The 14895-nt window shown below is 61.0% G+C and carries 12 protein-coding genes; 7 read left to right on the forward strand and 5 right to left on the reverse strand.

The features are described 5' to 3' along the window. Nucleotides 1–127: 127 nt before the first annotated feature. Complete coding sequence (locus VNV36_RS03450) at nucleotides 128–1087, forward strand: caspase family protein (RefSeq protein ID WP_325716255.1); 960 nt, start codon at nucleotides 128–130, stop codon at nucleotides 1085–1087. Beyond that, nucleotides 1087–1572 carry a toll/interleukin-1 receptor domain-containing protein gene (locus VNV36_RS03455; protein ID WP_325716256.1) on the forward strand — a complete coding sequence of 162 codons (486 nt, stop codon included), beginning with the start codon at nucleotides 1087–1089 and terminating at the stop codon, nucleotides 1570–1572. Before VNV36_RS03450 ends, VNV36_RS03455 begins: the two co-directional genes overlap by 1 nt. A gap of 84 nt (nucleotides 1573–1656) precedes the next feature. Here VNV36_RS03455 and motB read toward each other — a convergent pair whose 3' ends face one another. After that, a complete protein-coding gene (gene motB / locus VNV36_RS03460; RefSeq protein ID WP_325716258.1) occupies nucleotides 1657–2697 on the reverse strand; it encodes a flagellar motor protein MotB in 1041 nt (346 codons plus the stop codon). Nucleotides 2698–2700: 3 nt separating this feature from the next. Further along, complete coding sequence (gene motA, locus VNV36_RS03465) at nucleotides 2701–3552, reverse strand: flagellar motor stator protein MotA (RefSeq protein WP_325716260.1); 852 nt, start codon at nucleotides 3550–3552, stop codon at nucleotides 2701–2703. Between the two features lie 166 nt (nucleotides 3553–3718). On the opposite strand from motA, the gene VNV36_RS03470 reads away from it, so the two are divergent. From VNV36_RS03470 to VNV36_RS03485, 4 genes are all read left to right on the forward strand, one after another. Then, nucleotides 3719–5257 carry an HDOD domain-containing protein gene (locus VNV36_RS03470; protein WP_325716262.1) on the forward strand — a complete coding sequence of 513 codons (1539 nt, stop codon included), beginning with the start codon at nucleotides 3719–3721 and terminating at the stop codon, nucleotides 5255–5257. 42 nt (nucleotides 5258–5299) lie between these two features. Further along, nucleotides 5300–6133, forward strand: a complete 834-nt coding sequence (gene rhdA, locus VNV36_RS03475; protein ID WP_325716264.1) for a thiosulfate sulfurtransferase — start codon at nucleotides 5300–5302, stop codon at nucleotides 6131–6133. After that, complete coding sequence (asd, locus tag VNV36_RS03480) at nucleotides 6133–6993, forward strand: archaetidylserine decarboxylase (RefSeq protein WP_008079215.1); 861 nt, start codon at nucleotides 6133–6135, stop codon at nucleotides 6991–6993. Before rhdA ends, asd begins: the two co-directional genes overlap by 1 nt. 168 nt (nucleotides 6994–7161) lie before the next feature. Next, the gene (locus tag VNV36_RS03485) at nucleotides 7162–8910 is read left to right on the forward strand and encodes a cyclic-di-GMP receptor FimW-related protein (RefSeq protein ID WP_325716267.1); all 1749 of its coding nucleotides are present in this window, start codon (nucleotides 7162–7164) and stop codon (nucleotides 8908–8910) included. 91 nt (nucleotides 8911–9001) lie between these two features. Here the strand turns inward: VNV36_RS03485 and serB are convergent, their stop codons facing one another. Further along, a complete protein-coding gene (gene serB / locus VNV36_RS03490; protein ID WP_325716269.1) occupies nucleotides 9002–10216 on the reverse strand; it encodes a phosphoserine phosphatase SerB in 1215 nt (404 codons plus the stop codon). A gap of 134 nt (nucleotides 10217–10350) precedes the next feature. On the opposite strand from serB, the gene VNV36_RS03495 reads away from it, so the two are divergent. After that, nucleotides 10351–11856 (forward strand): AhpA/YtjB family protein, encoded by a 1506-nt coding sequence (locus tag VNV36_RS03495; RefSeq protein WP_325716271.1) that lies wholly within the window; start codon nucleotides 10351–10353, stop codon nucleotides 11854–11856. A gap of 275 nt (nucleotides 11857–12131) precedes the next feature. Here VNV36_RS03495 and VNV36_RS03500 read toward each other — a convergent pair whose 3' ends face one another. Continuing rightward, a complete protein-coding gene (locus tag VNV36_RS03500; RefSeq protein WP_325716273.1) occupies nucleotides 12132–12842 on the reverse strand; it encodes a PqiC family protein in 711 nt (236 codons plus the stop codon). Between the two features lie 185 nt (nucleotides 12843–13027). Further along, on the reverse strand, nucleotides 13028–14895 hold a 1868-nt coding region (parC, locus tag VNV36_RS03505), incomplete at its 5' end, for a DNA topoisomerase IV subunit A (RefSeq protein WP_325716275.1).

Genomic DNA, 14895 nt, shown 5'->3' on the forward strand with positions numbered 1-14895 from the left:
AGGGCCGCACCAGCGGCCTACATTCGTTTCCTCCTTCGCTTACGCGATCTCTGAGGAACCCCATGCAAAACTGTTATCTGACCAACAGCATCATCAGCGCAATCCGCATGCACGCGGCGGTATAGCCATGCGCAAAGGACTGTTTATCGGTATTAACCACTACGCGCATATTTCGCCCTTGAGCGGGTGTTGCAACGACGCCATGGCCATGGCCTCGGTGTTGAAAACCAACGCCAATGGCGACCCCAACTTCAAGAATGTTGTGCTGACGTCCGCCGAGGACACCCTGGGCAGAGGGAAACTCGAAGACCAGATTCGCGAGCTGTTCTCTGGCGACTGCAATGTCGCGCTGCTGTACTTCGCCGGGCATGGCGGCTTCGACACCGACAACGATGAAGGCATGCTGCTGCCCCAGGACTACCGCAATACCAAGGACGGCATCCGCATCAGCGACATCCTCAACTGGGCGGCCAAGGCCACGCGGATCAAAAACAAAGTGATCATTCTCGACTGCTGCCAGAGCGGATCGGCCGGCGAAGTGCGTGCCTTGCGCAGCGAGAGCAGCGTGGTCGGCGAAGGCATGACCATTCTGACGGCCTGCAAAAAAGCACAGCCGGCGCTGGAGGGTGCGCAACATGGCGTGTTCACCGGCCTGCTTCTGCAAGCACTGCACGGCGGCGCGGCGAACATCCTCGGCGACATCACCCCCGGTAGCCTCTACTCGTTTGTCGATAACGCTCTGAGTGCCTGGGAACAGCGCCCGGTATTCAAGACCAATGTTTCGCAGTTCATTTCGCTGCGCGAAGTCTCGCCGCTGATCCCCAAGCAAATCCTGCGAAAACTGCCGGACTGGTTCGCCGAAGCCGAATCGATATTTCCGCTCGACCCCAGCTACGAGCCCACCGAGCAGGCGTTCGTGCCCGAGCACGGCGAGGTGTTCGCCCAATTGCAGAAGTGCAACCGCCACAGCCTGATCGAGCCGGTCGACGCCGAACACATGTACTACGCCGCCCTCCACTCCACCGGCTGCCGCCTGACGGCACTTGGTGCCTATTACCGCGAGCTCGCCCTTAAAGGACATTTCTGATGCCGGTCTTTATCAGCTACCGCCATGTGGATCGCACCCAGGCGATCGCCATCAACACCCGTTTGACCCAGGCAAAGATCAGGACGTACCTCGACGTGCTGGACCCTGAGTCGCAGACCACCGACGACATCACCGGGGTGATCACGCGCAACATCACCGAGTGCACGCATTTGCTGGCGGTGGTGTCGGAGAAGACTGCGTTGTCGTGGTGGGTGCCGTTTGAAATCGGCGAGGCGACCATCAGCAACCGGCGGATCTGCTCGTTCAGGACCGGACCGGCAGAGTTGCCGTTGTATCTGGATAAATGGCCGAAGCTGAGTACGGCCAGTGATCTGGATTTTTTTATCGACGCGTATCGCAATGAGATGTCCAACCAGCGGTCGATGGCGCTGGATTCGATCAATGAGTCGGTGAAGGGGGCTTACAAGCGTGATGCCGAGCTGTTTCATGAGCAGTTGAAGAATCGGATTCGTCGCGGGTTTTAGAATTTCGCCATTTTCGAAAAGCCTCTCATCGGAACGCCGCCCGCCCAGCCCTAAAAAAACCGACATCACTGTCGGTTTTTTTGATCACGGTTTCGGCGCTGGCACCGCCCCACCGGGTTCAGCTGGCTTCGGCGCGGGATCGTCGAACAGATTAAGCCGCTCGCGCAGCTCGTGCGCCGGCACTGGCTGCTTGTCCGCCGGCAGCGCGTTCGGGTCAACCGGGGCCGCCGGAGCAGCACCGTTCTGCCCTTGATCCACCGGTTTGGCTGCGTCCGCACCCTGCGCGCCTTCGATAGCGGCCTGGGCTTTTTTGGTCAGCACGACAATGTCGATTCGGCGGTTGACCGGGTTGAACGGGTTTTCCCGGTCGAACAATGCCGACGAGGCATAACCGACCACCCGCGCCACCTGCGCGTCCGGATAACTGCCGGCAACCAATGCCCGGCGTGCGGCGTTGGCGCGGTTGGCCGACAGTTCCCAGTTGCCGTAATCGCCAGTGCCCGTGTACGGCTTGGCGTCGGTGTGGCCGCTGATGCTGATCTTGTTCGGCACCGCTTTGATGGTGTCGGCCATGGCCAGCAGGATGTCTTCGAAGTAGGGCTTCAGGCGCGCAGAACCGGAGTCGAACATCGGCCGGTTCTCGGCGTCCATGATCTGGATGCGCAAGCCGTTCGGCGTGATCTCGAAGAGGATCTGATCCTTGAATTTCTGCAGTTGCGGGTTCTCGTCGACCTTGTTCTGCAGCTCTTGCAGCAACAGCTCCAGACGCTCTTTCTCGACCTGCTCGGCCATGCCTTCGACCTGATCGGTATCGACGGTGACCTTGTCCGGTTGCGGCTGCGACTTCACTTCCGGGTTGAGGGTATTTTCCGGCGCCAGGGTCGGCGTGCCGCCCAAATCGATGATGTACGGCGTGCCGCTTTCGGAGAAGCCGACCGGATCCTTGAAATAACCGGCGATGGCGATCTTCTGTTCCGGTGTGGCGGTGGACAGCAGCCACAGCACCAGAAAGAACGCCATCATCGCCGTGGCGAAGTCGGCGAAGGCGATTTTCCATGCCCCGCCGTGGTGCCCGCCGGCAATGCGCTTGACGCGCTTGACTATGATCGGCTGATTATTTTCCATGACTTAACGACCGCGAACCGCTTGTTCCAGCTCGGCGAAGCTCGGACGGTGCGCCGGGTACAGAACCTTGCGCCCGAACTCGACCGCCAGCGACGGCGGCATGCCGGAGGCCGAAGCCACCAGCGAGGCCTTGATGGCTTCGTAGACGTTCAGTTCTTCCTTGGCATCGTGGGCCAGGGAGTGGGCCAGCGGTCCAAAGAAGCCGTACGCCGCGAGAATACCGAAGAAGGTACCGACCAGTGCCGCACCGACGTGCAGGCCGATGGATTTCTGGTCGCCGTCACCCAGGGACGCCATGGTCACAACGATACCCAATACCGCCGCGACGATACCGAAACCGGGCATGCCGTCAGCAATACCATTGACCGCGTGCGATGGATGCTCAAGGTCTTCTTTGAGGCTGTACAGTTCCATGTCGAACAGGCCTTCGAGTTCGTGCGGCGCCATGTTGCCCGACGACATGATGCGCAGGTAGTCGCAAATGAACGCGGTCATGCGTTCATCCTTGAGTACCGCCGGGTACTTGGCGAAGATCGGGCTGGCGGCCGCGTCTTCAATGTCGCCCTCGATGGCCATCATGCCTTCGCGGCGACTCTTGTTGAGGATCTCGTAGATCAGGCCGAGCACTTCCAGATAGAACGTATGGGTGAAACGCGAACCGAACATGCTCAGGGACTTCTTGAGCACGTGCATCGTCATGTAACCGGGGTTGGCCTGGAGGAAGGCGCCGAGGGCCGCACCGCCGATGATCAACACCTCGAAGGGCTGGATCAGAGCGGCAATCTTGCCGTGGGAGAGCACGTATCCGCCGAGCACGCTCGCGAATACGACGATGATGCCGATAATTTTAGCCATAGGTAGAAGGTACTTGTTTAAGTCGGGTTCAAGGTCATATTCGGAAGTTAAAAAATCTCTTCTTCTACTTATCGGCAAAACTGCGCCAGACTATAGCCAGTTCAGGCGAAAAGCCAATTTAGCCCATGCCGGGCGCGTCTACAGTCAGTGAAGATCTCGTCCAGACATGGCTAATGAAACGAACGTCCCACACGCTAAACCGACCACGCTCGATGGCTGGGTCAAGCTGCTCGACAGCGTTCGCCTGCCCGTACCGCAAGAGGCTCACGACAAAGTCTGCCGAGCGATCCGCGACAATCGCAGCTCGCTTCGCGATATCGCCGATCTGATGCAGGACAGCCCGGCACTGGCCTTGAGCATCATCCGTGAGGCGAATCGTCACACCCACGGCACCATGGCCGCGCCGGCGGAAAATCTCGAGGTGGCGATCAATCGCCTGGGCCTGGCCCGCACCGAAGAACTGCTGGCGCGCTTGCCCGCCGAACCACAGATGCAAATCCCCAAGGCCTTGCGCCAATTGCAGTTGATCAGCCAGCACGCGACGCAACAGGCCAACGGTTTTTTTGCCAGTCGCCTGGCGCGGCTGTGGCAGGACATTCATTGGGGCAGTCTGCTGTTTCTGTCGCCGCTGTGGCCGTTGGCGCTGACGTATCCGCAATTGCTCGAAGAATGGGAACTGCGTGTGATCCACAAGGGCGAGTCGGCGCGTATCGTCGAACAGCAACTGTTCGGCGTGCGCCTGCTGAAGATTGCCGAAGCGCTGGTACAGGCCTGGCATCTGCCGATCTGGGTTGAGCAAGGCTACAAGTCACTGCTCAGCGAGCAACGCGAACTGGTCAAAGTGCTGCGCATCGCCCGTGACAGCGAGCACCCTTTGCGTCAGCAGAATCGCCTCGACGATGACCCGACACTGCGCCGCTGGCTCAACCAACCGGCCAACACCGTGCTGCTGGCCAATGGACTGGCATTGTCAGCGCAGCAGGCTTGGGACAGTCCGCACAACAAACGCTGGCAGTACCTGACCAGCCTGTATCTGCAGATGCCGGTGGACGACGTGCAGCAACAGTTGCACCAGCAAGCGGCGAACAGTGCGCGTCAGCACGCAATGCCTGATCTGTGGCACCCGGCGGTTGCGCTGATCTGGCCGTGGGGCAGCCATCGATTGCCGGCCGGCATGCTCCCGGCGCCGACCCCCAATGCCGAGGATCTGAGCCGGTGGCGGCGGCAATGCGCCGAACTGCTCGCCGAACCCAGCCGTTTCACCAACGCGATGAGCCTGACGGTCGCCGCCCGCGATGCGCTGCTGGCCAGCGGCATGCGGCGGGTGATGCTGCTGATGTCCGATCGCACGCACTCGACCCTGCGCGTGCATCAAACTGCCGGGCTGCCGAAAGACGCGGCGGCGCTGAGTTTTGTCGTCAGCCAGAGCAAAGTCCTGCAACGCCTGCTCGCGCAGCAGGCGCAGGTGCGGATCACGCCAGAGAACAACGCCCAGTTCTCCGCCCTGCTGCCGGCGGGCCTGCGCGCGCTGTTTCGCGGCGAACATCTGTTCCTGCGCTCACTGGTCAACAACGGCCGGGTGATCATGATCGTCGTCGCCGATCAAGGCGGCGGGCCGTTCGCCGACATCACCGTGCAAGCCTTCGGCAAAACCGCGCAGTGCATTGAAAAAGCCCTGCACAGCTTTAGCAGCCGTGGCCAATGAGCCTGCGCTACAATCCCCCCCTTTGTGCTCTGGAGACCTCACATGTCTGACTTCTCTGGCTTGCCGCTCGTCATCGAGCCGAGCGACCTGCTGCCGCGACTCGAGTCCCCTGAACTGATTCTGGTGGACCTGACCAGCCCTGCCCGGTATGCCGAAGGTCACCTGCCCGGCGCACGCTTTGTCGATCCGAAACGCACTCAGCTCGGCCAGCCGCCGGCGCCGGGACTGCTGCCGGCCAAAGCCGATCTGGCAGCGTTGTTTGGCGAGCTGGGCCATCGCCATGACGCGGTCTACGTGGTGTATGACGATGAGGGCGGCGGCTGGGCCGGGCGCTTCATCTGGTTACTCGACGTCATCGGCCACGACAAGTACCACTATATAGACGGGGGTCTGCCGGCGTGGCTGGCGGCCGGCATGCCCATGTCGATCCAGGTTCCGCCTACTGTGGCTGGCCCGGTCGCGCTGACCCTGCACGACGAGCCGACCGCCACCCGCGAATACCTGCAAAGCCGTCTCGGCGCTGCCGATCTGGCGATCTGGGATGCGCGCGGGCCGCTTGAGTACTCAGGCGAGAAAGTCCTCGCCGCCAAGGGCGGACACATCCCCGGCGCGGTCAATTTCGAATGGACCGCCGGCATGGACCAGACACGTCAGCTGCGCATCCGCACGGACATGCCGCAGATCCTCGAAAATCTGGGGATCACCAAGGACAAGGAAATCATCACCCACTGCCAGACCCATCACCGGTCGGGCTTCACTTATCTGGTGGCCAAATCCCTCGGGTATCCGCGGGTCAAGGGCTACGCCGGTTCCTGGGGCGAATGGGGCAACCACCCCGACACGCCTGTCGAGATTCAAGCTTCCAAGGACAACTAATGAAAGAGCGTCTGTTTATCCTCAGTCAGTACCTGCTGCCGCATCACCTGCTGTCGCGCCTGGCCGGCTGTGTTGCCGAGTGCCGCGTGCGCTGGTTCAAGAATGCCTTCACCCAATGGTTCGCCAAGCGTTATCAGGTGGACATGTCGCAAGCGCTGGTCGAAGACCTGACCGCTTACGAGCACTTCAATGCTTTCTTCACCCGCGCCTTGAAAGACGGCGCGCGTCCGCTGGACGAAACCCCGGGCGCGATCCTCAGCCCGGCCGACGGTGCGGTCAGCCAGCTCGGCCCGATCGAACACGGTCGTGTGTTCCAGGCCAAGGGCCACAGCTTCAGCGTGCTGGAACTGCTCGGCGGGGATGCGGCCAACGCCGCGCCGTTCATGGGCGGCGACTTCGCCACCATTTACCTGTCGCCAAAGGACTACCACCGCGTGCACATGCCGCTGGCCGGCACCCTGCGCGAAATGGTCTACATTCCGGGCCGGATCTTCTCGGTCAACCAGACCACTGCTGAAAACGTGCCGGAACTGTTCGCCCGCAACGAGCGTGTGGCGTGCATCTTCGACACCGAGCGCGGGCCGATGGCTGTGGTACTGGTCGGCGCGATGATCGTCGCTTCGATCGAAACCGTGTGGGCCGGTCTGGTCACGCCGCCCAAGCGCGAGCTGAAAACCTTCCGCTACGACGAAGCCGCCCGCGCACCGATTCATCTGGAAAAAGGTGCAGAACTGGGACGCTTCAAGCTGGGTTCGACGGCGATCGTACTGTTCGGCCCGGATCAGGTGAAGTGGGCTGAAGAGCTGGTGGCCGGCTCGCCGGTGCAGATGGGCCAGGGTCTGGCACTGCCAAAAGCCTGAATTCCAACTGACGGTCGCCTTGCAGGAGCTGCCGAAGGCTCGAGCCGCGTTCGGACGATCTTTTGATCTTGATTTTTAAAAACAAAATCAAAAGATCGCAGCCTTCGGCTGCTCCTACAGGGCTCGCCGTAGCGGCATGTTGCGCTTTTTGCTGCTATGGTTTGGGGCATGAGCCAGACCCTCTCCTCTCCCAAGCTACGTGCTCCGACACCCACGCAAACGCGCCTGTCGTTTTGCGATGCCAGCCCGCGCGACCTCAAGCGCTGGATTGCCGGCCTGCCCAAGGCCAATATCGGCGAAACCGCCCGCCTGCTCTATCAAGGCCTTGGCGAACTCAATCTGCTCCTCACGCCCAGCGACAACCGCCTGCAGCTGCTGGAGTTGCTGCGCCCCGAGGTGTATTTCGTCTGCCAGCACCTGGAACGGCATTTTCTGCATCAGGCGATCATGCTCGACGAACGCTCACGCAAAGTCAGCAACCTTTGCCAGGCGCTTCAGGGCCAGTTGGCTATCGGCTACAAACAGATCGTCATGCGCATCGCGCCGAAGTACAGCAAGGATCGTGCGGCGCTGGTCAGCATCGCACTGCAACGCGCTGCTCATGCGCTCAAGGCACAACTGTTGCGCGCCACGCAGTTGTATAGCTCAGCGCCAGAGCATGTGTGGTTCGAATTGCATCAACTGTATCGCTGCGCCGCGCAATTGCAGTTGCAACAGCGCCGGATCCGCGATGACCTGGCCTGTCTGACCAGCGACCTGAGCGTGGAGCAGACCTATATCGCCGCACTGCTCCTGGCCAGCGCCCGCTGCAATCAGTTGCGCCAGAGCCAGATTGCTCGCCTGGCCGAGGTGATCGAGCCGTGGAGCGCCCTGCTCAAGCTGCAATCCGAACGCACCGATGACGGTTTGTTCGCGATCAGCCCGGACCTTGATGTCGGCCCACGCTACCGGAAAATGTTTCGCAGCGAGCAACAAGGCGCACTGCTGGGCTTCGACCCGCAAGCCCTGGTGCAGAGCCTCGAAGCGTTGTTGCTGCAGCAACCGACATCCACGCCACTGCCCGTCTCTGCCGGCCTCAGCATCGATACCCTGCAACACCTGCATGCCACATGGGGACAGGCTGCCGAGCGCAGCTTTCAGCGCATCGCCGGCCAGGGCACGTTGACCGTGTGCGTCGGCATGAGCGCGCTGCACTTTTATCTAGGCGGCGAGCGCACCTTCAGCGAATTGCTCAAACACCCGGTCGTCCGTGCGGCGAATTTCACTAGCGTCGTGGCCAAGGGTGAAAAGGACAGCTGGAGCCAGGCGTTCGACGCGGCACCGCAAAGCAACGATGAGCTGTTGCCGTACGAGGAAATCCAGTACGACCAGTTGAGCGAAGACGAAGGCCCCGGCAACGCGCCAAATTATCCGACCTATGCGTTGCCCGTGATCAATCACAGCCCCGGCGGTTATTGCCTGGCCTGGCCGAGCGAGGTGCCGTCCGAACTACAGGCCGGGGAAATGCTCGGGATTCAGGACAGCGAAAACAAGGGCTGGAGTATTGCGGTGATCCGCTGGATTCGTCAGGTGCGCGGCAGCGGCACGCAGATGGGTATTGAACTGGTCGCGCCATACGCTCAGCCGTGCGGCCTGCAACTGGTGCGCCCACAGGACGATCACCACCAGTATTTGCGCGGATTATTGCTGCCGGAGATCAGTGCAATCGATTTGCCGGCCACCGTGCTTGCGCCGCGTCTGCCATTTCAGGAAGGCAGCAAGGTGCTGATCAACACCCAGGGAGAAGAACACCGCGCCGGACTGGATCGCCGGGTAGCGAGCACGCACAGTTTCAATCAGTTCGCTTATCGCTCGCTGGACCCCACGCAGAATGGCGCGGACGAGGAGGATTTCGATTCGTTGTGGAAATCGCTTTAAAGCAAAAGATCGCAGCCTTCGGCAGCTCCTACATTTGGAATGCATTTCCCCGTAGGAGCTGCCGAAGGCTGCGATCTTTTGGCTTTGTCAGTTACAACTGCCCGTCGCGATCGCGCAAACCCAGCAGATACAACACACCATCCAGTCCAAGGGTGGAGATCGCCTGTTTCGCCGACTGCTTGACCAACGGCTTGGCGCGAAACGCCACGCCCAACCCGGCAATCGCCAGCATCGGTAAATCGTTGGCACCGTCGCCGACAGCAATCGTCTGCTCCAGACGCAGGCCTTCCTTGTGCGCCAGATCTTTGAGCAGGTCGGCCTTGCGCTGTGCATCGACAATCGGCTCGATCGCCACACCGGTGCATTTGCCGTCGACCACTTCCAGTTCGTTGGCGAATACGTAGTCGATACCCAGTCTGGCCTGCAATTGCTTGGCGAAATAGGTGAAGCCGCCGGAGAGAATCGCGGTTTTGTAGCCGAGGCGCTTGAGTTCGGCGAACAGGGTTTCGGCGCCCTCGGTCAAGCGCAGCGAGGCGCCGATCGAGTCGAGCACGCTGACGTCCAGACCCTTGAGCAGTGCCAGACGCTCCTTGAAGCTGGCACGGAAATCCAGTTCACCGGCCATGGCGCGCTCGGTGATTTGCGAAACCCGATCGCCGACGCCGGCAGCCTTGGCCAGCTCGTCAATCACTTCGGCTTCGATCAGCGTCGAGTCCATATCGAATACGGCCAGACGCCGGTTGCGGCGGAACAGCGAGTCTTCCTGGAAGGCGATATCGACGTTCAGTTCCTGAGCGACGCTAAGGAATTCGGCGCGCAGGGCCTGCGGATCGGCCGCTTCGCCACGCACGGAAAACTCGATGCAGCCCTTGCCCTTGTCGGCCGGCGTGTCCAGCGGCATACGCCCTGACAAACGGTCGATATGGTCGATGTTCAGACCATATCTGGCGGTGATTGCGCTGACAGCCTGCAATTGGCCGGCGGTCACTTTGCGCGTCAGCAGGGTAACGATATGGCGCTTCTTGCCCTGATTGCCCACCCACTGCTGGTAATCCTCTTCCGACACCGGGGTGAAGCGCACTTGCTGCTCCAGTTCGTAGCCCTTGAACAGGATGTCCTTGAGCACCGACTTGCCTTGCTCCGAGTCGGGAATTTCAACCAGGATGCCGAACGACAGGGTGTCGTGGATCACCGCCTGACCGATGTCGAGAATATTCACACCACCTTGTGCCAGAACACCGGTGATGGCCGCCGTCAGACCCGGACGGTCGACTCCCGTGATGTTAATCAGGACGATTTCGCGCAACGCGCACCCCCGCAACTGGAAAAAAACCGCATTCTACCCACTTTCAGTGACCATCGGGCACCGCGAGCGCTTTGCCCGCCTTGGGCCTGTCGCTATACTGCGCGTCAACTTCACGGACAAAGAGCCGAGCTCAAGTGAACCGGCCCACGCCAGTCAAAACCGATAACTTCTTCCTGCTGATCTTCCGTGCACTGCGCCATCGCCGTGTACCGATTGCATTGCGCATTGCCAGCCACAACGTGATCCTGGTCGCTCTGGCCCTGGTGATCTATGCCGGGGTGATGGGTCTGCAGTTCAAGCAGGCCATGCACGAGCAGGCCGATGCGCTGGGCGAAAGCCTGACCACGCAGACCGCGACCTCCGCCACCGAGCTGCTGGTGTCCAACGACATCCTCAGCCTCAACGTGCTGCTCAACAATCTGACCAAGAACAAACTGGTCGCCCACGCGGCGATCTACAGTGTGGACAACCGCATCCTCGCCGAGTCCGGTCAGCGGCCCAAGCACAGCCTGTTGGGCGAAGCCGAAGGCATGTACGAGAGCAAGATCACCTTCCAGGACGTGACCGCCGGGCAACTGCGCATCAGCCTGGACATGGATCAGTTCCAGCAGCCAATGACCATCAGCCTGCAAAGCATGGGCATTTTGAGTGCGATTCTGCTGGCGCTGTCGCTGGCTCTGAGCCTGCGCATGGGTCGCTACCTGTCCACGCCGCTGCTGCAATTGCGCGTGTGGCTGCGCCGCATCGACGAGCACACGCCGGGCATCGATCGTCAGGATGAAATCGGCGATCTGGCGCGCCAGCTGCACGCCAGCTATGCCCCGGAATCTGCGCCTGAGCCGGAAGTGGAACCTGAATTCGAAGAAGACGAGCCGGAATTCGAAGTGCGCAATCTGCGCGATCCAAGCTTCGACGAAACCCGTCCGATGGCCGCGCAGAAACCGGCACCGCGTCATCTGGTCAGCACGGTCGAAGACGATGATGACGACGACGCCTTTGCCGACCTGCGCGACGAATCACTCAGCGGCGCCGCACAACCGCTCACGCGCAAGCCGACCCCCAACGTGCCGCAGCACACCGCCGTGCTGGCTGTGCAGCTCGGTTCGCAGGAACAGCTGCGCCGCTTGCCCCGGGCACGCCTGGAAGAATTGCAGGAACGCTATCGCGACTGCCTCGAGCAGGCTGCTTCGTTGTATCAGGGCGAAATAGAAACCCTCAACGATGGCAGCACGCTGCTGCTGTTCCACACCGAAGACTGCGGCGACGATTACCTGACCAATGCGATTTGTTGCGGCGAGCTTCTGCGGGCGCTGGGTCATCAGTTGCAAATCGAGGTGGCGGACAGCGGCATCACCCTGCAATTGCAACTTGGCCTGACGTTGGGCGATGAGTTGTTCGGTTTGAGCCAGATTGATCTGCTGCTGACCGATTCGGCCCAGGATGCACTGGCCTTGTCGCAGCACAGCCGCAATCTGCTGCTGGTTGAGCGCAAGATCAGCGATGATGCGCTGATCCGCCAGCGTGCACGGATCCGGCCGATTGCCAGTCCAGAGGGCGCTTGCTGCGTGGAGCGGTTGATGGAGCCTTATCCGTCAATGCTCGAACGGCAACTGGCGCGGATGCATGAACGGCGGGCGTAAGGCTTAGGCCGGATGCACAAGAGCCCGCAGACAAGGGATTGTCTGCGGGCTTTTTGTTGCCTGCAGTAAGACCGCAGCCTGCGGCAGCTCCTGCATGGAATCGGCGTCAAAAATATGTGTGCCGCTCTGATACCTCAGGAGCTGCCGAAGGCTGCGATCTTCTGCCTATCTGTGGGAGCGGGCCTGCTCGCGAAGGGGTCAGCGCTGACGAATGTTCTGTGCCACAGACACAACAAAGCCCGCACAAGGCGGGCTCTGTTCTGACTCGTTCAGCATTAGAAGCGAAACACTTCCATATCCGTACGAATCGGTGAAGCCATCGGAATCTTCGGTTGCTTCTCGGCATCAGCCGCCGGCGCTGCCGGTTTCGGCGCTGCCTTGCGCGGTGCCTCAGCCACGGGCGGCTGATTGGCCAGAGGCTTGAGCGCCACCGAGAGTTGCTCGGCCAAGCGCTGCAGCAGGATCCCTTGCGCCTGCACCTGCGAAGCGGTGCTGCCGGCGTGCTGCTCCTGTAGATGAATGATGCGGTTATCGCGCACCTTGCCCCGGCGATCGATCAAACGCCATTGCGCATCGAGAATCGCCGGTTGTTTGGCCCCGGAATCCAGACGCGTGATGGTCAGCAGCACCTGCACGTCCGGCGAGAACCCGGCCGTAGCAGGCGCCAGCACCACACGCTGGCTGTCCAGATGACCGGCCACCTGACGCATCAGCAGTTGATCGATATCCGACGAAAGGCTGCCGGCCCAGCGACCGTCGGTCGCCGCTTGCAGGCTGCCGTCCGGTTGTCGTTGCAGCAAGGTCTCGCGTTGCAGGTAATCGGCCACGATTACCGGCCCCAGCAAAACCGCCATGCCCGCGCTTTGCGCAGGCTGAACCGGACTTCCGCTGTCCAGTTGGTACAGCGACACCGGCTGGTGAACGCTGCAACCCGCCAGGCCAAGAACGCCGGCGAGCAACAAAATAAGGGGGCGTAGAGCAGTCATCATCCCGTCCAGGTGGCCGCCACAAGGCTGACCACAGTGAAAATACTCAATAAATATGAAGAACGCTCGGCCACGCCGGCGCTTGAAAGGCCATATCATCCGTGAATATGCGTTCCGACTCCAGCGCCAAAGCGTCGATCTACACGTTAAATCGTAGATCGGACGCTCTAGGGTGGCGTTCTCGTCTAATTGAGGTCTTCGACGAGCAGCGCATCGACCCGCTGGAAGCCCCTTGGCAACTTGTTACCACGACGTCCACGCTCACCTTTGTAGTGTTCGAGATCGTCGGCCTTCAGCGACAGGGTCCGTTTGCCGGCCTGCAACACCAGGGTGGCGCCTTCCGGCAGGACTGCAATGTCTGTGACGTATTCTTCGCGACTGGCCACACGCTCGCCGGAAATACCGATGATCTTGTTGCCTTTGCCCTTACCTAATTGTGGCAGATCGCTGATTTTGAAGATCAGCAGGCGACCTTCGGTCGTGACCGAGGCCAGCCAGTTCTGCTCACGGTCAGCCACCGGGCGCGGCGCGATGACTTTCGCATTGTTCGGCAGACTCAGCAGAGCCTTGCCTGCCTTGTTCTTGGCTTGCAGGTCCTCGCCTTTGACGACGAAGCCGTAACCGGCATCGGAAGCAATGACGTACAACGCATCGTCCTCCGGCATCAGCACGCATTCGAACGAAGCGCCCGGTGGTGGCGTCAGACGGCCGGTCAACGGTTCGCCCTGGCCACGAGCCGATGGCAAGGTATGCGCAGCGACCGAATAGCTGCGGCCGGTGGAGTCGATGAACACGGCAAATTGATTGGAACGCCCCGCCGCCGAGGTCTTGAAGCCGTCGCCCGCCTTGTACGACAGACCGGTGGCGTCGATGTCATGACCCTTGGCCGAACGCACCCAGCCCTTTTCGGACAGCACGACGGTAACTTTTTCGTTCGGCAGCAGATCGTGCTCGCTCAACGCCTTGGCTTCGGCGCGCTCGACGATTGGCGAACGGCGGTCGTCGCCATAGGTTTCGGCGTCTTTGAGCAGCTCGGTGCGCACCAGTTTCTTCAGCTTGGCTTCGCTGCCCAGCAGGGCTTGCAGCTTGGCTTGCTCCTTGAGCAGTTCGTCCTGCTCGTCGCGCAACTTCATCTCTTCCAGGCGCGCCAACTGACGCAAGCGGGTGTCGAGAATGTAGTCGGCCTGAATCTCGCTGAGGGCGAAACGCTCGATCAGTTTGGCTTTCGGGTGCTCCTCGGTACGGATGATGTGGATCACTTCATCCAGATTGAGGTAAGCGATCAGCAAACCGTCCAACAGGTGCAGACGACGCTCGACCTTGTCGAGGCGGAATTGCAGACGGCGCCGCACGGTCAGCACGCGGAATTCCAGCCATTCGACCAGCAGTGCACGCAGGTTTTTCAGCTGCGGCTTGCCGTCCAGACCGATGATGTTGACGTTGACCCGGTAGGTCGACTCCAGCTCGGTACTGGCGAACAGGTGCTGCATCAGTGCTTCGTGATCGACGCGGCTGTTGACCGGAATGATCACGATACGGCACGGGTTTTCGTGGTCGGACTCATCGCGCAAGTCGGCGATCTGTGGCGCTTTCGAAGGTTTGGCCTGCATCAGCGCAGCGATCTGCTCCAGCACCTTGGCGCCGGAGACCTGATGCGGCAGCGCGGTGACGATGATGTCGCCGTCCTCGACGTGATAAACGGCGCGCATGCGCACCGAGCCCTTGCCGGTTTCGTACATTTTCAGCAGATCGGCGCGGGGCGTGATGATTTCCGCTTCGGTCGGGTAATCCGGGCCCTGGATGTGTTCGCAGAGCTGCTCTACCGTGGCTTTCGGTTCATCCAGCAAACGCACGCACGCCGTAGCGACTTCGCGCAAGTTGTGCGGCGGCACGTCGGTGGCCATGCCCACGGCGATGCCGGTGGTGCCGTTGAGCAGGATGTTCGGCAAACGCGCCGGCAACACCAGCGTCTCGTCGATCGTACCGTCAAAGTTCGGGCCCCAGTCCGCGGTGCCCTGGCCCAGTTCGCTGAGCAGCACTTCGGAATAACGCG

The sequence above is a fragment of the Pseudomonas sp. genome, from assembly GCF_035554175.1.
Taxonomy (GTDB): domain Bacteria; phylum Pseudomonadota; class Gammaproteobacteria; order Pseudomonadales; family Pseudomonadaceae; genus Aquipseudomonas.

What these genes read in the sequence shown, in the direction of transcription:
- VNV36_RS03450 (WP_325716255.1), top strand. Translation starts at nt 128, where the DNA reads ATGCGCAAAGGACTGTTTATCGGTATTAACCACTACGCGCATATTTCG.
- VNV36_RS03455 (WP_325716256.1), top strand. Translation starts at nt 1,087, where the DNA reads ATGCCGGTCTTTATCAGCTACCGCCATGTGGATCGCACCCAGGCGATC.
- motB (WP_325716258.1), bottom strand. Translation starts at nt 2,697, where the DNA reads ATGGAAAATAATCAGCCGATCATAGTCAAGCGCGTCAAGCGCATTGCC.
- motA (WP_325716260.1), bottom strand. Translation starts at nt 3,552, where the DNA reads ATGGCTAAAATTATCGGCATCATCGTCGTATTCGCGAGCGTGCTCGGC.
- VNV36_RS03470 (WP_325716262.1), top strand. Translation starts at nt 3,719, where the DNA reads ATGGCTAATGAAACGAACGTCCCACACGCTAAACCGACCACGCTCGAT.
- rhdA (WP_325716264.1), top strand. Translation starts at nt 5,300, where the DNA reads ATGTCTGACTTCTCTGGCTTGCCGCTCGTCATCGAGCCGAGCGACCTG.
- asd (WP_008079215.1), top strand. Translation starts at nt 6,133, where the DNA reads ATGAAAGAGCGTCTGTTTATCCTCAGTCAGTACCTGCTGCCGCATCAC.
- VNV36_RS03485 (WP_325716267.1), top strand. Translation starts at nt 7,162, where the DNA reads ATGAGCCAGACCCTCTCCTCTCCCAAGCTACGTGCTCCGACACCCACG.
- VNV36_RS03500 (WP_325716273.1), bottom strand. Translation starts at nt 12,842, where the DNA reads ATGACTGCTCTACGCCCCCTTATTTTGTTGCTCGCCGGCGTTCTTGGC.